At 72.3% G+C, this 21,714-nt stretch carries 20 protein-coding genes and 1 pseudogene; 10 read left to right on the top strand and 11 right to left on the bottom strand.

Features of this window, described 5'->3' with window-relative positions:
- Nucleotides 1-166: 166 nt before the first annotated feature.
- On the top strand, nt 167-424 hold the full coding sequence (locus tag P3T35_RS19155) for a hypothetical protein (protein WP_280706976.1): 258 nt from the start codon (nt 167-169) through the stop codon (nt 422-424).
- 138 nt (nt 425-562) lie between these two features.
- Here P3T35_RS19155 and P3T35_RS19150 read toward each other — a convergent pair whose 3' ends face one another.
- Entirely contained in the window at nt 563-1,789 is a 1,227-nt protein-coding gene (locus P3T35_RS19150; protein WP_101378830.1) for an FAD-dependent oxidoreductase, read from the bottom strand.
- Nucleotides 1,790-1,920: 131 nt separating this feature from the next.
- On the opposite strand from P3T35_RS19150, the gene P3T35_RS19145 reads away from it, so the two are divergent.
- Nucleotides 1,921-2,205, top strand: coding sequence for a hypothetical protein (locus P3T35_RS19145; RefSeq protein ID WP_101378829.1), 285 nt, complete (start codon nt 1,921-1,923; stop codon nt 2,203-2,205).
- Between the two features lie 79 nt (nt 2,206-2,284).
- Here P3T35_RS19145 and P3T35_RS19140 read toward each other — a convergent pair whose 3' ends face one another.
- Entirely contained in the window at nt 2,285-3,604 is a 1,320-nt protein-coding gene (locus tag P3T35_RS19140; protein ID WP_101378828.1) for an alkyl sulfatase dimerization domain-containing protein, read from the bottom strand.
- 174 nt (nt 3,605-3,778) lie between these two features.
- On the opposite strand from P3T35_RS19140, the gene P3T35_RS19135 reads away from it, so the two are divergent.
- Nucleotides 3,779-4,999 (top strand): helix-turn-helix domain-containing protein, encoded by a 1,221-nt coding sequence (locus P3T35_RS19135; protein ID WP_101378827.1) that lies wholly within the window; start codon nt 3,779-3,781, stop codon nt 4,997-4,999.
- A 401-nt stretch (nt 5,000-5,400) separates the two neighbouring features.
- Here P3T35_RS19135 and P3T35_RS19130 read toward each other — a convergent pair whose 3' ends face one another.
- The 9 genes and pseudogenes from P3T35_RS19130 to P3T35_RS19090 all read right to left on the bottom strand — a co-directional run bounded on the left by P3T35_RS19130 (nt 5,401) and on the right by P3T35_RS19090 (nt 11,396).
- Nucleotides 5,401-5,595, bottom strand: coding sequence for a DUF6126 family protein (locus P3T35_RS19130; protein WP_101378826.1), 195 nt, complete (start codon nt 5,593-5,595; stop codon nt 5,401-5,403).
- Nucleotides 5,596-5,618: 23 nt separating this feature from the next.
- Complete coding sequence (locus P3T35_RS19125) at nt 5,619-5,981, bottom strand: metalloregulator ArsR/SmtB family transcription factor (RefSeq protein WP_101378825.1); 363 nt, start codon at nt 5,979-5,981, stop codon at nt 5,619-5,621.
- A 190-nt stretch (nt 5,982-6,171) separates the two neighbouring features.
- Complete coding sequence (gene nagB, locus P3T35_RS19120; RefSeq protein ID WP_101378824.1) at nt 6,172-6,954, bottom strand: glucosamine-6-phosphate deaminase; 783 nt, start codon at nt 6,952-6,954, stop codon at nt 6,172-6,174.
- Between the two features lie 105 nt (nt 6,955-7,059).
- Nucleotides 7,060-7,812: a VOC family protein gene (locus P3T35_RS19115; protein ID WP_101384806.1), complete on the bottom strand. Its 753-nt coding sequence runs from the start codon at nt 7,810-7,812 to the stop codon at nt 7,060-7,062.
- Nucleotides 7,813-7,969: 157 nt separating this feature from the next.
- A pseudogene (locus tag P3T35_RS19110) lies at nt 7,970-8,368 on the bottom strand (ionic transporter y4hA); the annotation flags it as partial.
- Nucleotides 8,369-8,447: 79 nt separating this feature from the next.
- Entirely contained in the window at nt 8,448-8,657 is a 210-nt protein-coding gene (locus tag P3T35_RS19105) for a cold-shock protein (RefSeq protein ID WP_101378822.1), read from the bottom strand.
- A gap of 224 nt (nt 8,658-8,881) precedes the next feature.
- Entirely contained in the window at nt 8,882-9,124 is a 243-nt protein-coding gene (locus P3T35_RS19100) for an acyl carrier protein (protein ID WP_101378821.1), read from the bottom strand.
- Between the two features lie 71 nt (nt 9,125-9,195).
- Entirely contained in the window at nt 9,196-10,434 is a 1,239-nt protein-coding gene (locus P3T35_RS19095; RefSeq protein WP_101378820.1) for a beta-ketoacyl-[acyl-carrier-protein] synthase family protein, read from the bottom strand.
- Nucleotides 10,431-11,396, bottom strand: a complete 966-nt coding sequence (locus P3T35_RS19090; RefSeq protein ID WP_280706967.1) for an acyl-CoA desaturase — start codon at nt 11,394-11,396, stop codon at nt 10,431-10,433. The genes P3T35_RS19095 and P3T35_RS19090 overlap by 4 nt, the downstream gene beginning before the upstream one ends.
- 267 nt (nt 11,397-11,663) lie before the next feature.
- Between P3T35_RS19090 and P3T35_RS19085 the strand changes: the two genes are divergently transcribed.
- From P3T35_RS19085 to P3T35_RS19055, 7 genes are all read left to right on the top strand, one after another.
- Nucleotides 11,664-13,301, top strand: a complete 1,638-nt coding sequence (locus tag P3T35_RS19085; protein WP_180356308.1) for an AMP-binding protein — start codon at nt 11,664-11,666, stop codon at nt 13,299-13,301.
- A gap of 9 nt (nt 13,302-13,310) precedes the next feature.
- Complete coding sequence (locus P3T35_RS19080; protein ID WP_101378817.1) at nt 13,311-14,984, top strand: AMP-binding protein; 1,674 nt, start codon at nt 13,311-13,313, stop codon at nt 14,982-14,984.
- 102 nt (nt 14,985-15,086) lie between these two features.
- A complete protein-coding gene (locus P3T35_RS19075) occupies nt 15,087-16,673 on the top strand; it encodes an FUSC family protein (protein ID WP_143676725.1) in 1,587 nt (528 codons plus the stop codon).
- 12 nt (nt 16,674-16,685) lie between these two features.
- Nucleotides 16,686-18,536: an FAD/NAD(P)-binding protein gene (locus tag P3T35_RS19070; RefSeq protein ID WP_280706963.1), complete on the top strand. Its 1,851-nt coding sequence runs from the start codon at nt 16,686-16,688 to the stop codon at nt 18,534-18,536.
- A 179-nt stretch (nt 18,537-18,715) separates the two neighbouring features.
- Nucleotides 18,716-20,215: a polyprenol phosphomannose-dependent alpha 1,6 mannosyltransferase MptB gene (gene mptB / locus P3T35_RS19065; protein WP_180356306.1), complete on the top strand. Its 1,500-nt coding sequence runs from the start codon at nt 18,716-18,718 to the stop codon at nt 20,213-20,215.
- Complete coding sequence (locus P3T35_RS19060) at nt 20,212-21,441, top strand: glycosyltransferase 87 family protein (RefSeq protein WP_101378815.1); 1,230 nt, start codon at nt 20,212-20,214, stop codon at nt 21,439-21,441. Before mptB ends, P3T35_RS19060 begins: the two co-directional genes overlap by 4 nt.
- Before the next feature lie 26 nt (nt 21,442-21,467).
- A complete protein-coding gene (locus tag P3T35_RS19055) occupies nt 21,468-21,677 on the top strand; it encodes a DUF6011 domain-containing protein (RefSeq protein ID WP_101378814.1) in 210 nt (69 codons plus the stop codon).
- The last annotated feature ends 37 nt before the right edge of the window (nt 21,678-21,714 follow it).

Here is a 21,714-nt window from a genome sequence, read left to right as displayed (position 1 = left end):
AGGCGGCCGGCACGTGGTTGCGGTCTTCCGCATACCAGCAGTCCACCAACTTGGCTTGCTCCGACGTGAGTCTTGCGCGCAGCCGCCGGAACAGCGCTGCATCGACCAGGGGTGGCACAGGGCGCGCCCCGTACCGTTGCCCAAGCAGCACGAGGAAGTTCGGCCGTTGGGTGACCTGCCTGCACCGGTCGACCTCAGTCAGGCAGATCTCCGCGACCCGCTGGTCGGCCACCGCACCCTCGGAGACTCCCCAACGAAGGTCGATGGCCTGAAACTCGGCATTGGCCTCGGCACACAGCGAGCGCAGGCGTGGGAAGACCCGGTCGTGCAACGCCGCCCGCTCGACAGCGAGATCTCCGAACGTGGAACTGATGAAAACCCGGAATGTCCTTATCGCGATTGGCATTTGGCGCCCCCAGATTGATCACGCGACTCACCGGAAGGTTACTCGCCGCCGCCCGCTGCCCCGGCCGCCCCCGCTGGATGGCCCGGCGCGGTCAGGAGGCCCGCATGGAAGGGCCCCTGTCGGCGGGAGTCGCCGACCGGGGCCCTTGCTCGGGGGTCAGACCTCGCCGAGCGGCACGTCGGTGTCCGCGAGGCGGGCCGGGTCCACCACCCGCTTGGAGACGATGAGTTCGCGAATCGGGTCGGTGACGTCCCAGATGTTGACATTCATCCCGGCCAGCACTCGCCCGTCCTTGAGCCAGAAGGCGACGAATTCCAGGGACTTCACGTCACCGCGGAAGACGACCTTGTCGTAGCCGTCCGGCTCGACGTAGCCCAGGTACTCCATGCCCAACTCGTACTGGTCGGTGTAGAAGTACGGCACCCGGTCGAAGGCCACGTCCTGGCCGAGCATCGCCTTGGCGGCGGTCTGCGGCTGGTTGAGCGCGTTGGCCCAGTGCTCCACCCGGATCGCCTGGCCGAACAGCGGGTGCTGGGCGCGGGCCACGTCGCCGGCGGCGAAGATGTCGGCGTTCGAGCTGCGCAGGCTCTCGTCGGTGAGGACGCCGTCGGACACCTCCAGGCCCGCCGCCTCGGCCAGTCGGGTGTTGGGTGCGGCGCCGATGCCGATCAGCACGGCGTCGGCGGGGACCACGGTGCCGTCCGCCAGCCGGACCCCGGTCACCGTGCCGTTGTCGCCCTCGATGGCCTCGACCGTGACACCGAACCGCAGGTCCACGTCGTGGGCGCGGTGCAGGTCGGCGAAGACCTGGGCGACCTCGCGACCGAGCACCCGCAGCAGCGGCAGTTCCAGGACCTCCAGTACGGTCACGGCGACGCCGGCGGCCCGGGCCGCGGCGGTGACCTCCAGGCCGATCCAGCCGGCCCCGACCACCACCAGCCGCTGCGCGCTGCCGAACAGTTCGCGCAGCTGGTCGCTCTGCTGCACGGTGCGCAGGTAGTGAACGCCCGTCAGGTCGGCACCGGGAATCGGCAGTCGGCGCGGCGAGGCGCCGGTGGTGAGCAGTAGTTTGGCGTAGTCCAGGCTGCTGCCGTCGGAAAGGGTCAACCGGTGCGCGGCCGGGTCGATCGCGGTCACCGCGGTGCCGAGCCGCAGCTCCACGTCGTGCTTCCGGTACCACTCCTCGGGGTGGACGTAGATCTTCTCCCGATCTTCCTTGCCCTGCAGGTAGCCCTTCGACAGCGGGGGCCGCTCATAAGGGCGTTCGGGTTCCTCGCCGATCAGCACCAGCGGTCCCTGATAGCCCTCCGCGCGGAGGGTCTCGGCCGCCTTGGCGCCCGCCAGGCCGCCACCGACGATGACATGAGCAGTACTCTCGGTCACACCGTCTCCTCAAACATGTGCAGGCACCCCGTTGGGCACTACGTGCACTCCCTCCCCATTCGAGCGCGCACTCACACGTGGCCAGGCGCAGGATGGAGGAGTCCGAACCGGCCGGGCCGAGGAGGTCGTCGATGTCCGCCATGGAGCAGCAGAGCAAGTCCGAGAAGGGGGCGCCCAAGCCGCACCCGTTCCGCGACATGTGGGACGCGGTGTGGAACATCAGGCTGACCTGGGTGCTGATCATGGTCGGTGTGTCGATGGGGCTGGGCCTGTGCGCCTACCAGATCGCCACCGAGCAGGTGGTGGAGATCATGGCGGTGTTCTGGGGCCTGACCGTGCTGGCGATCCTGATCTTCACGGCCCGCTGGCTGACCGAGCGGCCGGGGCGCGGTCGGCACCGGCAGGTGGCCCACTGATCGGCCTGGGCGCGGTCGGCACCGGCAGGTTGCCCGCAGCGAACCGGGCGCTGACCACCCGGTTCGCTGCGGCGCCGAACTAGGAGCGCTCGGCCTGCACGCCGTGACCGGTCCCAAGCAACCCCGCCGCCGGGCCGTCCGCGAGTCCCGCTCCGCCGGACCGCTCGCGTGACTCCGCGGCCGTCCAGGTGAAGATGCCCCTGGCCATCAGGGAGGTCTCGGCTTCGGCGCGGGCCTGGTTGACCTCGGCGCGGACCGCGTGCAGGGCGGCGTCGTCCGGTGCGGCCTGAACGGCCAGCTCGGCCAGGTGCCCGGCCAGCCGGAGCTCGCCCGCCTCGGCGTAGCGGCGGGCGGCGTCCGTCAGGGCGACCGCGCCACCGGCGAGCTCGGCCAGGGCGGTCGCGAGTCGGGTGTCGGGGGCGGGCTTGAGGTGCGCGGGGTTCCCGTCGTACCAGCCGGCGTAGCGCCGCCAGAGGTTGCGCACGATGAACTCCGGTTCGTCGTACTTGGCCTGGAGGTAGACGCGGTCGGCCAGGTGCGCGGGCGGACGGACCGAGTGCACGAGATCGTCAAGCCGGGCACCGGAGTTGAGGCCGTCCAGGGTCTGCTCGACCAGGCTCTCCAGCCACTCGGCGGTCTCGGTGAGCGCCTGGCGGATCCGGTCGGCGCCGAAGATCGGGGCGCCGTGCGAGGGCAGCATGATCTCCGCGTTCAGCGCGGCCATCCGGCGCAGGGCGAGGGCCCATTCCCGGGGGTAGCGCTGGACCTTCTGCGGGTTGCCGCAGTTGGGGGTGACCCAGATGAACATGTCGCCGGGGCAGAGGATGCGGTGCTCGGGGATCCAGGCGACGGTCGCGTCGTCCGTCTCGCCCCGCACGTGGAACAGTTCGAAGGTCAGGCCGCCGCGGGTGACGGTGAGTGCGTCCCGGTAGGTCACCTCGGGCCTGCGGTACTCGGTCGGCCAGGTCAGGTTCGGTGCCTGGAACTGCCGCTGGTTGATCACCGCGTTGTAGCCGTTGGTCAGCAGGTAGCGGTCGAACCGCTCGCCGATCCGCTCCTGGGCGACCACGGTGGGCCGGGGCGCGTCCTCGGCGTCGAACGGTCCCATGCCGAAGACGTGGTCGATGTGTCCGTGGGAGAAGACCGCCGTGGTGACCGGATCCCGGCTCCACGCGCGCACGGCCTGGTGCAGCGAGCCCGCGGCCAGTGGATTGCCGGTGTCGAACAGGACGATCTCACTGTCGCCGCGGAAGGTGATGACGTTGCCGAAGCCCGGGTACCAGCCGACGCCGTCCGTCACGTCGATCACCCCCGCACCGGCCTGCCCGGTGTGCACGATGCTGTCGTCGGCGGCGCCGTCCCAGACCCGGTCGGCGTACTCGGTGATGGAGAAACTCATGGCACTTCCCGTTACTCGTCCGGGCGCCCACGTCCCGGTGGCTGCGGGGCTGCTGATGGGCGGAGCCGGTGACTGCCGGCTTGAAGATCCGCTTCGCTCCCGTCCCACTCTCGCCCGGTCGACGAGCCCGGACAACCCGCCCGGCGGACACCGGGAGCGGGCTATCGTTGTGACATGTCACAACTCGATGGGGTCGCGCAGGAGCCTCCGCCGAGCAGCGAGGCGGTGCGCGAGCAGGCCGCCCGGCTGGCGGCTCGCCTCGCACCCCAGGTCAACCGGTTGGCCAGGCGGATCGTCGAGCGCGCACGGGCCGAGGTCCCCGGGTTCGACCGCCTCCCCGGCGACATGCAGGATCTGGAGATCGCCGACACCACCCGGCATGCGCTTCGCGGATTCCTCCGCCACGTGCAGGGCCTCCCGGACATCGACACCGAGCTGTTCCGGGAGCGGGCCGCCCAGCGCGCCAAGGAGGGCGTGCCCCTGGTCAAGCTGCTCAGGGCGTACCACGTCGGCGTCGAGGTGCTGATGGACGCGCTCGCCGCTGCCGCCCGTCCCGGTGAGGAGGTTGCCCTGCTCCTGCTGGCCCGTCAGCAACTCACGGCGCTCAACGCCACCGTGGAGATCGTCACCGAGGCCTACCTCGCGGGGCTGGCCGACCAGCAGGCGTCCGCACGGGAGTTGGCCCGGGCCCTGATCCGAGGCGACGCGCCGGAGGAGGTGGCCGAGCGCTACGGCCTCCCCCTCGAACCGGGCTATCTGGTGCTCAGCGTCGGCGCCCCCGGAGTCGATGAGCCGGTCGCGGCCCGGCGGTTGCTCCAGCAGGTCCTGACCCGCTTGGCCCCGGCCGCCGAAGGCCGCGCGCTCAGCCTCCCGAATGGGCTTGGCGGCTACGTCCTGCTGCCAAGCGGGACTCCGTACCCCGAGGTGGTCCGCTGCCTCTCCAGCGGGTTGCCCCAGCCGCCGACCGCGGGCGCGGCCTCGGCCGCCACCCCGCAGGACGTCCCCGCGGCCGCCCGGCAGGCCGACCGCATCGCGGCCGTCGCCCGCAAGCCCGGCCTGCACCGGCTCCGCGACGTCCTCCTCGAATACCACCTGGCCGGCCCGGTGGACAGTTCCGCCGAACTGGCCGCGCTCCTGGACCCGTTGGACCGCCACCCCGGCCTGGTCGAGACGGTCGCCGCCTTCCTCGACTGCGACCTCGACCGGCGCCGCACCGCGCAGGCGCTGGCGGTCCACCCCAACACGGTCGACAACCGCCTCGCCCGCGCCGCCCACCTGACCGGCGTCGACCCGCACACCACCCGCGGCGTCCAAATCCTCGGCGCAGCCCTGGCCGTCCGCCGCCTCGCGGACCGCGGCCACCGGGCGGCGCAACCTTTCGAGGACGAGCGATGAACTGACGGACCGTCAGAGTTGGTAGCGGCCGATCACCGTGCCCGCCCCCGACGCCCTGCCCTCCCGAATGTCCCGGCTCATGACCCGCACCGCCCATCGCCTCGGCATCGGCCACCACCGCGCAACCGCCCATGCCTGACTCGGATGCACGCCATCACCGTTCCGCCGCAACGCGCGGTCCGGCGGGCGCTGACGAGCCGACAACAACCGCTGCGGCCGCCAAACAGATCCTTCGCCGGCAGCCCCGAAGACGCCCCCGACTGCGTCGACCGGGCCCGAACTCCGACGCGGCGACACTCACGGCACTGACTCCGGGGTCAGCCCCCGCAGGATTTCCGGAGTCGACCACTAGTCAGGTCGCTGACCACGAAGCTCGCTGACCACCCACCCCCGGTGGGTGGTCAGTGCTTGTGGTCGCCCAGGAAGAACAGCAGCATCACGAAGAACGCGAAGAAGTGCGTTCCGGCGATGTAGATGGCGGCGCGGACCAGCGCTGCCCTCCGCTTGGTCCGCTCGTCGCGGACCGTGCTCTCGGCCGCGTTGCGCGCGGCGGCGTCGGTGGGGGAGATGAACGGCGGCGCGGACTGCTCGGCCATGGTGTCCTCCGGTACTGGGGCGCTCACAGGGCGGCTCGCGTGGTGGTGGTGTCGCGCGGCTGGGCGGGCAGGGTGCCCTGATCGCCCAGGCTGAGGTGTGGATGCATCTCGGTGAGGATGCGGCGGGCGGCTCGCAGCAGTTCGGCGACGTCCGGCGTGGACAGCGCGTAGATCACCGTGCTGCCCTCCCGGGTCGCCGTGACCAGGCTGCTGCGGCGCAGCACGGCGAGCTGCTGGGAGAGGCTGGACGGCTCGATCTCGATCTCCTCCAGCAGCTCCCGGACCGGCCTGGGGCCGTCCTGCAGCAGTTCGAGGACCCGGATCCGGGCGGGGTGGCCGAGGGTGCGGAAGAACTCCGCCTTGGCTTGGTACAGCGGTACCGGCATGTCCACTCCTCCCTGTTCCGGGAGCATCATCCACTGAATATGAAGAAATCTTCAAGTCGATGATCGTCTGAGGTGACAGCAATCGGGCGGGCACCGGCCGAAGCCGCTGCCCGCCCGGGGCGGAGCGGTCTCAGAGCACGCAGGCTCAGAGCACGCAGTCTCCGAGCAGGCGGTCCTGGAGCACGCAGTGTCAGAGCGACTGCCAGCTGGGCTTGGCCGCGTAGGTCGCCCGGAAGTAGTCGGCCAGCTTGAGGTCGGCCGCCGCCGCCTCGTCCACCACCGCGGTGGCGTGCGGGTGCAACTGCAGGGCCGAGGCGGGCACCAGGGCGGCGAGCGGGCCCTCGACGGCCTGGGCGACCGCCTGGGCCTTGGCCGCGCCGGTGGCCAGCAGGATCAGGTGGCGAGCCTCCAGGATGGTGCCGATGCCCTGGGTGAGCACGTGGTGCGGGACCTCGTCCAGACTGTTGAAGAAGCGGGCGTTGTCCACCCGGGTCTGCTCGGTCAGGGTCTTGATCCGGGTGCGTGAGGAGAGCGAGGAGCACGGCTCGTTGAAGCCGATGTGACCGTCGGTGCCGATGCCCAGCAGTTGCAGGTCGACGCCGCCGGCGGTGGCCAGCTCCTGGTCGTAGGCGCGCGCGGCGGTGGCGATGTCCTCGGCCGAGCCGTCCGGGCCGATGAAGCGCTCGCCGGGGATGCCCAGCGGCTCCAGCACCTCGCGCAGCAGCACCTCGCGGTAGGACTCGGGGTGGCCGGCGGGCAGGCCCACGTACTCGTCGAGCTGGCAGACCCGGGCCCGCGAGACGTCGAGCGTCCCCGCCGTCACCTTGGCCTCCAGGGCCCGGTAGATCGGCAGCGGCGTCGACCCGGTGGCCACGCCGAGCAGCGCGTCGGGCTTGCGGGTGAACAGCTCCGCGATCGCCGTGGCGATCAGCTCACCGCCCGCCGCGGCGTCGGGAACGATCACTATCTCCATCTTGACCCACCGTCCGAAAGCGTGTATGTAGAGGTCTAGACCAATCTGCGCGAGTTTACCGCGCCGGTCGACCGCTCCGAAACCCGGCTTCGGCGGGAGGTCTGGTCAGCCGCGCGGCGGCGCGATGACGCAGAACGAGGCGCCGCCGTCGTCCCGGGCCACCGCCATCCGGCCGTAGGGGGAGTCGGTCGGCGGCACCAGGATCTGGCCGCCGAGCTCGGCGATCTGGGCCGTCGTCAGATCGGTGTCGCCGACGTGGAAGTAGGTGGTCCAGAAGGACGGGGTGCCCGGCGGGATCATCGGCGGCTGCTCGCCGATGCCGCCGACCGGCGCGCCGTGCAGCTTGATCACCGTGTAGTCCATGCCCGGGATCTCGTCGTACTCGTAGCCGAAGACCTGGTGGTAGAAGGCACGGACGGCGCGCGGGTCGGTGGACAGGTTCTCGTTCCAGGTGAACGTGCCCGGCTCGTTGGCCAGGCCGGAGCCGATGTGGCCGCCCGCCTGCCACAGGCCGAACATCGCGCCCGCCGGGTCCTTGGCCATCGCCCAGCGACCCGCCTCCTGCACGTCCAGCGGGCCGTCCAGCACCTGGCCGCCCGCGTCCCGGACCCGCGCGGCCACCGCGTCGATGTCGTCCGCCGCCAGATAGGTGGTCCAGTGGGTCTTGCCGGCTCCGGGCTCGGGGGAGATGCCGGCCACCGGGGTGCCGTGCTTGAGGGCCATCCGGTAGTGGCCGCCCTGCTCTCCGGTGTCGGCGTACTCCCAGCCGAACAGCTCCTGGTAGAAGGCCATCGCCCGTTCGGCGTCCGGGGCGGCGAGGTCGACCCAGCACGGGACGCCCTCACGGTAGGCGGTCATCTTGGTCACGGCTCTGCCCTCCAGCGGTGATGCACAGGTGTGCGGCCAGGCTCGATCAGCCGGCCGCGGCTCGCAACCGGGGGCGGTGGGGTGGGTGAGCGGCCGGGCGTGCAGGTGTGTGGGCGAACGGGCGTGCAGGCGGATGAGCGAACGGACGTCAGGGGCCGACGGCGAGCACGACGTAGCCCGCCGGCACCGACAGGTGCACCCCGCCCTGCCGGGGAGTTGCGCGGCCCGGGATCACCGTCAGGGCGCCGACCGCCACGATCAGAGCCGGCAGCACCAGATGGGTGACGCTCAAGCCCAGCACCAGCGGCCCCTTCAGCCGCACCCAGGCCGGCGCGACCGCCGGAATGGTCATCCCGGCCATCGCCGAGCCGAGGGCCGGCTTGAGCCCGATCTGCACCTGGTCCCGGCGGGCGGCCCGGATCGCCGTGATGGTCTCCGGCAGCAGCACCACCAGGGCGATCACCACGCCCATCACCGAGGCGGGCAGCCCGGCGGAGGTGAGGGCCACCTCGATGTTCGGCGAGACCGTCTTGGCCGGCCCGACGACCGCCGCCACGACCGGGGGCAGCGAGCGGTGCTGCTCGCCGCGAGGTCCTTTCCCGGCCCCACGCCGCCGGCAGCGTGGCCTACTGCTCGAGGACCACGACGTTCTCGGCCTGTGGCCCCTTCGCTCCCTGCACCAGGTCGTATTCGACCCTGTCGTTGTCCATGAGGGATTTGAAGCCCTGGGACTGGATCGCGGAGAAGTGCACGAAGACGTCCGGCCCGCCGTCGTCCTGGCTGATGAAGCCGAATCCCTTGTCCGCGTTGAACCACTTCACGGTTCCTGTCGCCATCGCACATTCCTTACGCTCGGTGTCCACTGCTCGACCAATGTTCCCCCGGGCGGGCCGCCACGAACCCTCGGGTGCTCCCGTCTCCAGGAGTCCTCCGGGCCCGGGACCGTGACCGTCAGGTCGGCCGGCCAGCCGGGTGGGCAGGACCTCGGCAACGGAGAGCAGCATCGGCGCGGACGACCGGCGTCAGCACCCTCGGCTCTCCGGCCTGGAGGTCCCGTGCCTCAGCGGGCGGCCGACGCCAGTTTCGTGTCGATGAGGGCGGCCATGTCACCGACGGTGTGGTGCGGCCGGAGGTCACCGTCCTCAAGGGGCACCCCGAAGGCGGACTGGACCCGCATGGCCAGGTCCACCCGGGCCAGGGAGTCCACGTGGAGCTCCCTGAGGGTGGACTGGGGCGTGACCCTCGCGAGGGGCACCTCGGCTACGGCGCTGACCAGTTCGCTGAGGTGGGTGATGGTGTCCATGGCGGGTTCCTTTCCCGGATTGGCTGTGGGACTGGTGTGTGGCGAGTTCGGGGGAGACGACTGGCGGGCGGTCACGGCACGGCGAACACCAGGGCGGCGTTGTGCCCGCCGAAGCCGGAGGAATTGCTGACCGCCACCTGCGCCCGGTGCGGGCGTGCGGCGCGGGTCACCACATCGATGTCGATGTCCGCGTCCGGCACGTCGAGGCCGGCGGTCGGGGGGACCACGGCGTGTTCGAGGGTGAGGACGGTGAGGGCGGCCTCGATGGCGCCGGCGGCACCCAGGGCGTGCCCGAGGGCGCCCTTCACGGAGGTCACCGGTGGGCGGTGCGGGAACAGTCGGGTGAGCAGGGCGGCCTCGACGCGGTCGTTGAGCTTGGTGGAGGTGCCGTGGGCGTTGACGTGGCCGACGTCGGCGGGTGCCGCGCCGGCAGCGCGCAGCGCGTCGCGGATGGCGGCTTCGGCGCCCATGGCCTCCGGGTGCGGAGCGGTCACGTGATGGGAGTCGCAGGTCGCGGCGTGCGCCAGCAGCCTCCCCCGGACCCGGGCGTTGCGGGCCTCGGCGTGCTCCGGGCGTTCGAGGATGAGCGCCGCCGCACCCTCGGCCAGGACGAAGCCGTCCCGGTCCCGGTCGAAGGGCCGGGAGGCCAGGTCGGACTTCTCGTTGCGGGACAGCGCGTTGATCCGGTGGAAGCCACTGGCCATGAGCGGGCTGATGGCCGCTTCGGAGCCGCAGGCCACGGCGATGTCGCACACCTGGTTGTGCAGCAGGGTGTTGGCGAGGCCGATCGCGTCGGCGCCGGAGGAGCAGGCGGTGTTGACGGTCAGACAGGGCCCCATGGCCCGGAACCGGAGGCTGATCTGCGCCCCGGCCATGTTGGCGAGCCCGGCGGGGTGCAGGTACGGCGAGACGGCTGACGGGCCGTCCTGGGCGAGGACGAGGTGGCCGCGGTCCACGGTGGCGGTTCCCCCGGTGCAGTTGCCGACGATGACGGCGACCCGCGGCGGGTCCCACTGCAGCGGGTCCAGCGCCGCGTCCTGGAGCGCCTCGGCCACCGCCGCGAGCGCGAAACGGGAGACGGGGTCCAGGAGTTGACGGCCCTTGCGGTTCAGCACCGGGCTGTCGAAGTCGGGCACGCGGCAGCTGTTGAGGGGGCCCAGGGCACTCAGTGCCGGGTCGACGGCGGCCGTGGGACGCCCGGCAAGGACGCTGCGCCAGGTACTGGCGGCGTCGACACCACCGGGGGTGACCATGCCGATGCCCGTCACGGCCGTGGGGCCGCCGGCGGTGCGGGTGCTGCTGGCGTTCATGAGGCCTCGCTCCGTCCCGCATGGGCGGTAGGCACGCGGGGGATGGGCCGGCGGGTGGCGTGGGCGTCCAACGCGCTGCGGCGGCGCAGCCGTTCCTCGTCCGGCCAGCGCACGTCCCGTACCCAGCCCAGGAGTTCACACCAGCGGATGACCCGGGCGCAGACGTCGAGCTGGCCGCGCAGCACCCCGTGGCGGGCGCAGGTCGGTGCGGCGTGATGGAGGTTGTGCCACGCGTCACCGAACGAGGGCAGCGAGAGCCACCACACGTTCCCCGAGCGGTCGCGGGCGCGGAAGGGCCGGTCGCCCGTCACGTGGCAGATCGAGTTGATGGAGAAGAAGACGTGCTGCACCAGGGCGATGCGCACCAGCGAGCCCCAGAAGAACGCCGTCACCGTCCCTTGCCAGGACCAGGTGAGAAGACCGCCGAGGGCTGCGGGCAGGAGCAGGGAGACCATGGTCAGTCTCCAGTAGTGGCGTGAGATGCGCATGATGGTGCGGTCGGTGAGTAGGTCGGGAGCATATGTTTGCAAGGGCGCATGCTTGTTGAACAGCCAACCGACATGGGCGTACACCATGCCCCTGGCCACCGCCCCCGTCGTGTGACCGAAGCGCCAGGGGGAGTGCGGGTCACCGTCCCGGTCCGCGTACTGGTGGTGTTTGCGGTGGTCGGCGACCCAGGTGATCGGGGGTCCCTGTACGGCGAGGCTGCCGGCGATGGCCAGCGCGACCCGCATGGCGTGGTTGGCCTTGAACGCGCCGTGGGTGAAGTAGCGGTGCATGCCCATGGTGACGCCCAGCATGGTGGTGCAGTACAGGACGACGAGGATCACCGCGTCGCTCCACCCCAACCCCCGTCCCCAGGCCATGGGAACGGCCAGCAGCAGCGCGGCGAAGGGCGCACCGATCAGGAAGGACAGCACGAGCCGGTTCTTGAGGGTGGGTTGGCCGAGGACGCTCGTCATGGTGTTCCCGTCGAGGTGATCCGCTGGTGGCGCCATGCGCGCCGGCGTCGCCTCAGGGCGCCACCAGGGCAGCCCGGTTGACGAGCCATCGAAGTGATGGAGAGTGACTCCGTCGTCACGGAACGTACCACAAAGGGCGGATGGGGTATTTCGAGGAAGGGCCACATCGCGGGGTGTCGCCCGAGCCGATTTGGAGGTGACTCCGAGTGGGGCTAGCATCACGCAGAGAAGTTTTCTGACTACTTTGAGTGAGTGAGCGGAGTGCGCGTGCGTGCTGCGTGGGAGTCCTTCGGCCCAGCTGCCGAGGTCGCTCGCCGCTACCGGGAACAAGGGTGGTGGCGGAATGAGACGTTCTCCGAGGAGCTGCGGTCCGCGGCCGCCGAGCGGCCGGACGAGCCGGCACTGCTGACCTGGCGTCACCGTGAGGACAGGCTGGTCGCCCTGTCCTTCGGCGAGTTGGACGCTCGTGCCGACAGCGTCGCCGGCGCGCTGCGGGATCTCGGGGTGCGTCGCGGCGATGTCGTCGCGTACCAGTTGCCGGCCTGGTGGGAAGCCGCCGTGCTGGTCGTCGCCTGCCTGAGGGCGGGTGCCGTGGTGGCTCCGCTGCCGATGCTGTTCGGCGGGTACGAGACCGAGCGGGTGCTGGCCTCGACCGGGGCGGTGGCGTGCGTCGTTCCCGAGGAGTGGGAGGGCGTTCCGTACGCGCGTCAACTCCTGGAGCAGGCAGCCCGGTTGCCCGCGCTGCGGCACCGCATCGTGATCGGCGACGCCACGGCCACCGGCGCGGTCAGCCTGCACGGCAGCTTCCACGGCGAACAGCCCACCGGCACGGCCCGCGACCTCGATCCGCTCGGCGCCGACGAGGTGTGCGCACTCCTGATGACGTCCGGCACCACCAGCGAGACCCAGATCGTCGTCTGCAGCCCCAACACCTTGGGTGTCGGCGTGACGGACTGGGATCCGCCGGTCCGCGCCGGGGAGGTGTTCGCGACCACCTCGGGGCTGAGCCACCTCACCGGGTACCGCCAGATCCTCCGGACGATCAGTGCGCGGACCCCGACGGTGTTCAGCGACAGCCGCGACCCCGGGTGCTGGCTGCGGCTCATCGAGGACATCGGTGTGACCCGCCTGCTGTGGGCAGCGCCGCAGATGCTGCGCGCGCTCGCCGAGGAGCAGCGGTGCCAGGGCCGTGACGTGTCAAGTCTGCTGGCCGTCCACAGCGTTGGCGGTCCGCTGTCTGCGCAGGTGGTGGCCGTGGTGCGGGAGACACTGTGTCCCGTCGTGCTCAACAACTGGGGAATGACCGAGGCCGGGAATCTGATCGGCACTGCCACCGGCGACCCGGGGGACTGGGCGGGGCGGAGCCTCGGTCGGCCCCGCGCCTGGGCGCAGATCCGCCTGGAGCCCGTCGACGGGAAGGCCTTCCGGCTGCACGTGCGCGGGCCCGCGCTGTGCCTGGCGACGGTCGGCCGGGACAGCGGGCAGGTCAAGTGGTCGCCCTCCCACGACGACGGTTGGCTGGACACGGGAGACCTGGTGGAGCCCGACGGGGTGGGCGGACTGCGGTTCGCAGGTCGGGTGGCCGAACGCATCGGTGATGCCTGGCAGATCCCGGTCGCCGACATCGAGGACGCACTGCTGACGCACCCCGACATCGACGATGTGGTGCTGGTGCCCTGGCCGCACGCCGACGGCCGTGAGACCGCGTGCGCCGTCGTCATCTCCCAAACCCGGCTGGAACTGCGGGACGTGCGCGACCACGTGGCCGGACTCGGCTTCCACGAGTCCCATCTGCCCACCCGGATCGAGCACGTCACCCACTTTCCCCGCACCGAACTCGGCAAGGTGCGCCGAAAAGTCCTGCTCGGCCTCCTGGCGGAGGCGGCAGGTCCGACCCTGACTTGAGAGGTACGCGTGCGCACTGCGTGGGAGTCCGTCGTTCCGCCCGCCGGGCTTGCCCGGGGCTACCGTGAACAGGGCTGGTGGCGTGATACGACGTTCTCCGATGATCTGAGGGATTCCGCCGCCGAAAGCCCCGATGCCACAGCCCTGTTGACGTGGCGGCACCGCGAAAGCCGGCTGGTCCCACTGTCGTTCCGCGAGTTCGACGCTCGCGCGGACGCCGTCGCCGGAGCCCTGCGGGACCTCGGCGTACGCCGCGGCGACGTGGTGGCCTACCAGCTGCCCGCCTGGTGGGAAACCGCGGTCCTGATGGTCGCCTGCTTGCGGGCCGGGGCGGTCATCGCTCCCATGGGCATGCTCTTCGGCCCGTACGAGACCGAGCGGGTGCTCGCCGCGACCGGCGCCGTGGCATGCGTCGTTCCCGACGAGTGGGACGGCGTCGAGCACGCACAGCGGCTCCTGGAACAGGCGTCCCGGCTGCCCGACCTGCGCCACCGCATCGTCATCGGTGACGCCGCCGCCACGAGCGCGGTCAGTCTCGACCACGCCTTCCACGGCCGACACCCCGCCGGCGGGCGGCCGCACGACCTCGCTCCCCTCGCTGCCGACGACGTGTGCGCACTCCTGATGACCTCCGGGACCACCAGCGAGACCCAACTGGTCGCACACAGTGCCAACACGCTGTACGGAGTGCCCCTGCGGCGTGCCGCACCGGCCCCCGGGCAGCTCCAGGCGATCACCTCCGGAATGTCCTTCATCGCGGGGTTCCTGAAGGCCCTTCGCACCACTTCGCGGATGACGCCGATGCTCTTCAGTGACAGCCGGGACCCGGGAAGCTGGCTGGACCTGATCGAGCGGACCGGGGTCACCGAGCTGTGGACCTCGCCCCTGATCCTCCGCACCCTGAGCGAGGAGCAGCGGCGCCAGGCCCGCGACGTGTCGAGCCTGCGATCCATCCACAGCTTCGGCGCTCCGCTGCCCCAGGTACTCCTGTCCGAGGTGCGGGAGGGGCTGTGTCCGGTCGTGCTGAACGTCTGGGGCATGACCGAGTGCGCCAACGCGATCTTCACCGTCCCGGATGATCCGCCGGAGCAGGCCAGCCGCAGCCTCGGCCGGATGGGGCTGGGGGGAGAGGTCCGGCTGGAGCCGGCCGGCCGGACACACCACGGCGACGTCTTCCGCCTGCACGTGCGCGGGCCTGCGGTGTGCCTGGCGACGGTCGGCCGGGACAGCGGGCAGGTCAGGTGGTCATCCTTCCAGGACGAGGGTTGGCTGGACACGGGAGACCTGGTGGAGCCCGACGGGGCGGGCGGACTGCGGTTCGTCGGCCGGGTGGCCGAGCGCATCGGCGACATCTGGCGGATCCCGGTCGCCGACATCGAGGACGTGCTGCTGAGGCACCCCGACATCGATGACGTGGTGCTGGTGCCCTGGCCGCACGCCGACGGCCGCGAGACCGCGTGCGCCGTGGTCATCTCCCGAACCCGGCTGGAACTGCGGGACGTGCGCGATCACGTGGCTGGGCTCGGCTTCCACGCCTCCTGCCTGCCCACCCGGATCGAACACGTCACCCACTTTCCCCGCACCGAACTCGGCAAGGTGCGTCGGAAAGTCCTGCTCGACCAGCTCAGGGAGCGCGCGAACGCTGTCGCCGCTGCGCAGCCGACAACCCCTGCGATCCCGTGACAACCTCTGCGATCCCACCTCTGCGATGCCGTGACAACCTCTGCGATCCCGTCGGCGCCCGGAAGGTCGCGATGAGCCCCGCAGGCTGAAGGAGCCGACCTGGTGGCACCCGCACCGTACGACGGGGAGCCTGCGAACGCGCCCGGGGCCGGCTCCCGCCGGTCCCGTGAGCCCCGGAGCGTGTGGGCAGGGCGGGCGTACCGGCTCTCGCTGGTCGTCTCGACCGTCCTGCTGTCCCTGGGCTCGGCGGCGTCGCTGGCCTGCCTCGCGGGCTTGCCCACACGGCTGCTGGCGCTGCCAGGGGCGGCGTTCGCCTTCGTCCTCAGCAGGAGAACGAGCGGTCGACCCGCGGGTGAAGAGCTCCTGCCCTCCGCGGTGTTCGCCGCGGTCGCCGGGACCGCGGCCGCTCTCGCCTGGCTGATGCCCCGGCATCCGGTCGTGGGCGCGGCGGCCTTCGTCGCGCTCGTGACCGCCTCGGGCTGGGTCCGGCGGTTCGGCAGGAGGGCCGGGCGGGCCGGCGCCGTGGTGCCGCTGGCGCTGATCGCCTCGTTGATGGCGCCCGTGGGTGTACGGGGCTGGTGGCCCGTCGGCGGCTGGCTGGCCCTGGCCGCCCTGCCGGCGTTCTGGTGGGGTCCCACGGTGCGCTGGGTCGGCCACCGGCTGACCGGGCTGCCCGGGTGGGCAGGCCGCCGAGCAGGACCGCTGCCCCCTCGGCGGCCGGGGACGATGTCGGCCGGCACCCGGAAGGCGCTGCAGACGAGTGTCCTGCTCACCGCGGCGTTCACCGCGGGCATGCTGCTCTACGCGAGGCACTGGCCGTGGACCGTGCTGAGCGCGATGGTCGTCGGCTCCGCCACGGGCGGCCGGGCCAACCTGGTCCTGAGAGCAGCCGAGCGTGGCGTCGGTGCCGTGGCCGGCACCCTGCTCGCCACGGGTCTCGCCGCGGTGTGCCATCCAGAAGGGGCGCAGGGCATCGTCCTGATCCTGGTGGTGCTCACCACGGCGGCAGGGCTGCGAGAGGTCAGCCTGCCGCTGTTCGTCGCCGCGCTGACCGCGATGATGTCCCTGCTGAACGGCTACCTCGGCCGGTTCGACGTGCACCTCCTGCCGGTCAGGCTCCAGGCGCTGGCCCTGGGGTACCTGCTCGCCGTCACCGTGGGCTGGCTCCTGGCACCTGTTCGCGCGGGTGACGTGCTGCGCTTCCGGCTGACGGTCGCCCTCGATGAGCTGGCGGCCGTCCTCGACGCCCGCCGCACCGGCAGCGGAGCCGACGCGGCGCTGGTGCGGTTCGAAGACGCCGCCGCCGCGGTGGAGGAGGTCGCCGCACCGCATCGGCTGCACCGGCTCCTCCGCAGCGGCTCGCGCACCGGCGTTCCCCATCGAGCCGATCTGGTGGACGCCCTGCGCGACTGCTGCCGGCCGCTCCGCACGCTCGCCGCCGGGCCCGTCGTGGGGCCCGCCGAGGCTCGGACCGAGGCCACCGTCGCCACATTGCGGAGCTGCCTCGCCGACCACCGCGCACCCGTCGGTCTCGGCCGTGCCGTGGCAACCGGCCTTCCGCTGACCGAACTTGACGCCGCTGTCGAACGCCTGGCCCGCGCACTGCCGGCTCTCGCCGCCCGAACACCCCCGGCCGAGCGCCCTGTTGCCTCCGAACAGTCCCCTGACCGCATCAACGTGCCCCGATGAGGAGCCTTCACCGTGATCGAGAAGCCGAGCGCCGCCGTGGCGGTGGTGGGTGCGGGGCCGCGAGGGACCAGGATGCTGGAACGGATCGCCGCACACGCGCCCGGAATCCTCGGGCGTCAGCGGTTGGAGATCCATCTGGTCGACCCGTACCCCCCGGGAGCAGGCCGGATCTGGCGCGACGAGCAGTCCCCGCTGCTGCGGATGAACAATCACGCGGAGCTCATCACCATGTTCGACGGAGACCTGGGGTCGAGCCAGGGCTCGGACTCGGACACCTGCCGCTGGTCACTGACCCAGTGGTCGAGGGCCGCAGGCCTCGGTGAGCCGGGCGTCGAGCTCGCGCCGGACCTGGTGGCCGAGGCGAGGAACTTGACCGCGCGGTCCTATGCGAGTCGCCGCCTGCAGGGCGCCTACCTGCGGTGGGCGTACGCATCCGCGGTCGCGAACCTGCCGCAGGGGGTGACGGTCCACGAGCACCGGTGCCGCGCCGTCAGGGTGGCGGGCGGCGACAACGATCGGCAACGCGTCTGGTTGCACGGTCGCGCCGAACCCCTCATCGCCGACGCGGTGGTGTTCGCCCTCGGACACGCAGAGGCGGAATCGGGGCCGGAGCAGGACGAGTTGGCCTCGTTCGCCGAGCGCCACGGCCTGATCCACCTGCGGCCCGCGGCTGTTGCGGACATTGACCTGTCCGTCCTGCCCCCTGGTGAGCCGGTCCTCGTGCGAGGGATCGGACTCACCTTCATCGACATGGTGGGGCTGCTCACCGAGGGCAGGGGCGGCCGGTTCGTGCCGGACGGCCCTCCCGGGGCCGGCGGGCTGACCTACCTCCCCTCCGGGCAGGAGCCGATCCTGTATGCGGGGTCGCGGCGCGGTGTGCCGCGCCGCGCCGAGATCGGCTACCGGTGGTGGGGCGAACCGACGCCGCTGCCGCGCTTCTTCGGCCCCGACCAGGTCCGCCGACTCCGGGCACGGCAGGGGGCACTGGACTTCGCCCGGGACATCCAGCCCCTGATCCTCCAGGAGTTGGGGTACGCCCACTACCACCGACTGTTCGCCGCCCATCCGGAGCGCACCCGCGGGCGGTGGTCCGCGTTCGAGGCGCGGTTCGCGGACTGCGAGCCCGGGAGTCCCTCCCTGCGCGCACTCGTCGCGGCGCACGTACCCGACCCGGCCGACCGGTTCGGCCAGGCTGCCAGGCACCGGCCGTTGAGCCGCGTGCGCTGCCCGACCCTCGACGCCCTCCAACCCGCTGTCCACGCCTACCTGGCAGACGACCTCGCCCGTCGCCAGAACCCGACGCACAGCTACGAGCTCGCAGTGCGCGGGGCGCTGCTGTCCGTCATGCGACACCTGGCGCCGCTGGGTGAGGCCTGGTCATGGCACCGGGACACCTTCCGGTTCCACGCCGCCGGCCCGCCCGCCCACCGGATCCGTCAGCTGCTCGCCCTGGCCGAAGCCGGGATCGTCCGCTTCCTCGGGGAGCGGACCGCGGTCAGCGCCGATCCGGCGCACGGCGTCTTCCGCGCCCACAGCGCGACCGTCCCCGGGGCATCGACTGCCGCCCGTGCCCTGGTGGAGGCCAGGGTGCCGACCATGCAGCACGCCACGTCGCTCTCCCCGCTGCTGGACGACCTGCGGGCGCAGGGAGCCGCCATCACCACCCACGGACTCCTGGACGTCAGCCGGGACGGCCGGATCCGTGACCGGCGCGGCCGGTCCCATCCGCGCCGATTCGCCTTCGGCATGCAGACCGCAACCCTCGCCCCGCCGTCCTTCCAGCGACGCCGGGGCGTTCCTGCTGCCGGCTGGCGGGAAGACGTCCTGGCCCGAGCCGTACTGACCGTCCTCAGCGCACCGTAACCCAGCACCGCGGGTTCGTCGGACATACCCAGCACACCGGCCGGTCCACCAGGACAGCACCAGCGCCGTGTCCGGTTTGCCCGGCCGTGTTCCGTGATCGCAAGCGCGCCGTGTGCTCGTCATGCGCTGGTTGACGGGCCGTCGTCTGCTGGCCAGCCGGCCGCAGCAGCGTTCCGGGCATGCCGAACTGGGGGGTCAGCGCCGCTGCGTCGCACTGCCGGCGGCTCGGCGCGGCCGGTTCGCTGGTGCTCGCGCTGGGCGGGCTCGGGGCCGGAGCCGTGCTGTTCGGGCGGCCGCATCCGCCGACCGGGCCCGGGGTGTTCCTGGCCTGGTTCGGCATGGTGCTGCTGATCGCGGCCTGGCTGCTGCTCGGCCGAGCCGTGCGCGGTCCCGAACCGCCCAGCCCGGCCTGGCTGTTGCGCACCCTGCTGTACTGGGCGGCGCCGCTGCTGCTCGGCCCGCCGCTGTTCAGCCGGGACGTCTACAGCTACCTGGCTCAGGGCGCCCTGGTCGGTGCGGGCGTCAACGCCTACACCCACGGCCCGGCGGTGCTCGGCGGGCCGCTGGCCGCCCAGGTGCCCGGGCTCTGGCGGGACACCCCGGCACCCTACGGGCCGGTCTTCCTCGGGCTCGCCGACGTGGTGACCCATCTCGCCGGCAGCGCGGTGAGCGCCGGGGTGCTGCTGCTGCGGCTGGTCGCGCTGGTCGGTCTCGGCCTGCTCGCGCTGGTGCTGCCCCGGCTGGCCCGGGCCTGCTCGGTGCCGCCCGCCGCCGCGCTCTGGCTGGGCCTGCTTAACCCGCTGGTCCTCTTCCACCTGGTCTCCGGTGCCCACAATGACGCGCTGCTGCTCGCCCTGCTGGCAGCCGGACTGCTGGCGGTGCGCGGCCAACGGCCGCTCCTGGCCACCGTGCTGGTCACGCTGGCCGCGCTGATCAAGCTGCCGGCCGCGCTCGGCCTGGTGGCGGTGGCGCTGCTCTGGGGACAGCGCTTGACCGGACGGGCCGGGCTGGGCCGCGCGGCACTCGCGACCGCCGCCGTGGCCGGGCTGACCACGGCGGCCGTCACCGCGCTGACCGGGACCGGCTACGGCTGGGTGCACGCGCTGGCGGTGCCGGTTTCGGCCGGGAGCTGGTCACTGACCAGCGCGCTCGGCCGGCTCTGCGGCTGGCTGCTGGCCGCGCTCTTCGATCCCCTCCCGGCCTTCGGCGGCGCGGGCGGTCTGCTCGCCGCGGTGCTCACGTTCTGGCGGTGGCTCGGCCTGGCGGCTGCCGTCGCGTCAATTATGTTGCTCATCAGGCGAGTTCGCCGCCGAGAGGTGAATGCGGTGTATGCGGTGGGGCTGGCGTTGCTGGCCGTGGTCGCGCTGGGGCCGGCGATCCGGCCGTGGTACGCGCTCTGGGGCGGGGTGCTGATCGCGGCGGCGGCACCGGACGGGCGGGTGCGGCGCTGGGCGCCGGTGGTCTGCGGGCTGCTGGCGCTGGCGGTCGCGCCGGACGGCTTCACGCCGGGCCCGCATGCGGTTGCCATCGCGGTGGCCGGTGGGGCGCTGGGGGCGGTCACGGTGCTGGCCGGGCTGTGGCTGGCCCCGGCGGCGCTACCGGTCGCGGCGCCGAACGGGCGGCCGGTCGAGCGGCTGATGGAGGTCACCCCGGCCGAAGGCCTGGGGAGGGTGCGATGAGTGGGGCCGGCCGGGTGTGGGCGCGCGGTGGCACGCCGACCCGAGCCGTGGTGCTGCTGCTGGTGGTCGCGGCCTGCACCGCGTTCCTGGTCGTGATCCCGGGCCACCGCGGCTGGTTCGACGCCGACATCTACTACGAGACGGTGCGTCAGTGGCTGCACGGCGGCCGGATCTACGACTACCAGCGGCCCGGCACCAGCTACGGATTCACCTACCCGCCGTTCGCGGCCCTCTGCATGGTGCCGGTGACCCTGCTGCACTGGCCCGGTGCGGTGACGGTCGACGTCGGGCTCAGCGTGCTGGCAGTGCTGGCCCTGCTCCACTGGCTGGTCGACCCGATCGCCCGCCGGCTCGGCTGGCAGCGCTGGTACGCCCTCGGGCTGCTGGGCTGCCTGTTCGCGATCCTCAACCCCGTGCGGGACACCTTCAGCTTCGGCCAGATCAACCTGCTGCTGATGGCCCTGGTCTTCGCCGACTACCGCCAACTGGTGTGCGGGAGCGGGCGGTTCGCCGGTGTCGGAACCGGGCTGGCCACCGCGGTCAAGCTGACCCCGGGCCTGTTCATCGTCCTCCTGCTGATGACCGGCCGGCGGCGGGCCGCGCTGACCGCCACCGGCACGGCGCTGGCCGCCACCCTGCTCGGCTTCCTCGCCGCTCCCGGGCAGTCCCGGTACTTCTGGACCTCGGCGCTCTGGAACACCGACCGGGTCGGCTCGGTCTCGTACATCTCCAACCAGTCGCTGCTGGGCATGACGAGCCGCCTGGTCCCGGGGGCCGGAGCACGGCCGGTCTGGCTGCTGCTGGTGGTCCTGGTGCTGGCGCTCTGGGCGCGCCGCTCCCGGGAGGCGGCGCGGGCCGGGGACCAGCGGTCCGGCTTCGCGCTCACCGGAATCACCTGCTGCCTGGTCAGCCCGATCAGCTGGGTGCACCACCTGGTCTGGATGATCCCCGCCCTGCTGGTGCTCGCCGACGCCGGCTGGTCCGCCACCGACCGGGGCCGCCGAGCGCGGCTGCTGGCCGCCGCGGCCGGCGGGTGCTTCCTGCTGACCAGCGGACTGGTCTGGCTCTGGCGGTTCCGCGCCGACGGGATCGGCGGGGTGCTCGGTGGCAACTCCTATGTGCTGCTCGGGCTGGCGCTGCTGCTCGGGATGCCGCCGCGCCCTGGCAGCGACCTGGAGAGCCGGGCACCGGTAGGCGGTGGGGGTGAGCTGAGCCGCAGGCCGTGACGGTGGGCCGGGGTAGGCTCGCCGCCATGACGAGCCGACCCGACCCCGCGCCGCTGCTGCCCGTCGAGGACGTCGAGGAGCCGGAGCGGCTCGCCACCCGCGTCACCTGCCGCGCCTGCGGTCGGCCGCTGCACGACCCGGAGTCCCGCCTGCTGCGCTACGGCCCCGGCTGCCGCCCGGGGGTCGACCCGGTGCGGCGGCACGACGTCGACCAGGACGCGCTGCCGGGGCTCTGAGCCGCGGCTCGACTCCGGCTTGCCGGCTGGCCGACGG

It is taken from the genome of Kitasatospora sp. GP30 (assembly GCF_029892145.1).
Classification (GTDB): Bacteria; Actinomycetota; Actinomycetes; order Streptomycetales; family Streptomycetaceae; genus Kitasatospora; species Kitasatospora acidiphila.
This window is presented reverse-complemented; position numbering and strand designations above follow the sequence as displayed.

Excerpts from the sequence above, each read along its gene's own strand:
- P3T35_RS19145 (WP_101378829.1), top strand. The coding sequence starts at position 1,921 with ATGTCCGCCATGGAGCAGCAGAGCAAGTCCGAGAAGGGGGCGCCCAAG.
- P3T35_RS19140 (WP_101378828.1), bottom strand. The coding sequence starts at position 3,604 with ATGAGTTTCTCCATCACCGAGTACGCCGACCGGGTCTGGGACGGCGCC.
- P3T35_RS19135 (WP_101378827.1), top strand. The coding sequence starts at position 3,779 with ATGTCACAACTCGATGGGGTCGCGCAGGAGCCTCCGCCGAGCAGCGAG.
- P3T35_RS19130 (WP_101378826.1), bottom strand. The coding sequence starts at position 5,595 with ATGGCCGAGCAGTCCGCGCCGCCGTTCATCTCCCCCACCGACGCCGCC.
- P3T35_RS19125 (WP_101378825.1), bottom strand. The coding sequence starts at position 5,981 with ATGCCGGTACCGCTGTACCAAGCCAAGGCGGAGTTCTTCCGCACCCTC.
- nagB (WP_101378824.1), bottom strand. The coding sequence starts at position 6,954 with ATGGAGATAGTGATCGTTCCCGACGCCGCGGCGGGCGGTGAGCTGATC.
- P3T35_RS19115 (WP_101384806.1), bottom strand. The coding sequence starts at position 7,812 with ATGACCGCCTACCGTGAGGGCGTCCCGTGCTGGGTCGACCTCGCCGCC.
- P3T35_RS19105 (WP_101378822.1), bottom strand. The coding sequence starts at position 8,657 with ATGGCGACAGGAACCGTGAAGTGGTTCAACGCGGACAAGGGATTCGGC.
- P3T35_RS19100 (WP_101378821.1), bottom strand. The coding sequence starts at position 9,124 with ATGGACACCATCACCCACCTCAGCGAACTGGTCAGCGCCGTAGCCGAG.
- P3T35_RS19095 (WP_101378820.1), bottom strand. The coding sequence starts at position 10,434 with ATGAACGCCAGCAGCACCCGCACCGCCGGCGGCCCCACGGCCGTGACG.
- P3T35_RS19090 (WP_280706967.1), bottom strand. The coding sequence starts at position 11,396 with ATGACGAGCGTCCTCGGCCAACCCACCCTCAAGAACCGGCTCGTGCTG.
- mptB (WP_180356306.1), top strand. The coding sequence starts at position 18,716 with ATGCCGAACTGGGGGGTCAGCGCCGCTGCGTCGCACTGCCGGCGGCTC.
- P3T35_RS19060 (WP_101378815.1), top strand. The coding sequence starts at position 20,212 with ATGAGTGGGGCCGGCCGGGTGTGGGCGCGCGGTGGCACGCCGACCCGA.
- P3T35_RS19055 (WP_101378814.1), top strand. The coding sequence starts at position 21,468 with ATGACGAGCCGACCCGACCCCGCGCCGCTGCTGCCCGTCGAGGACGTC.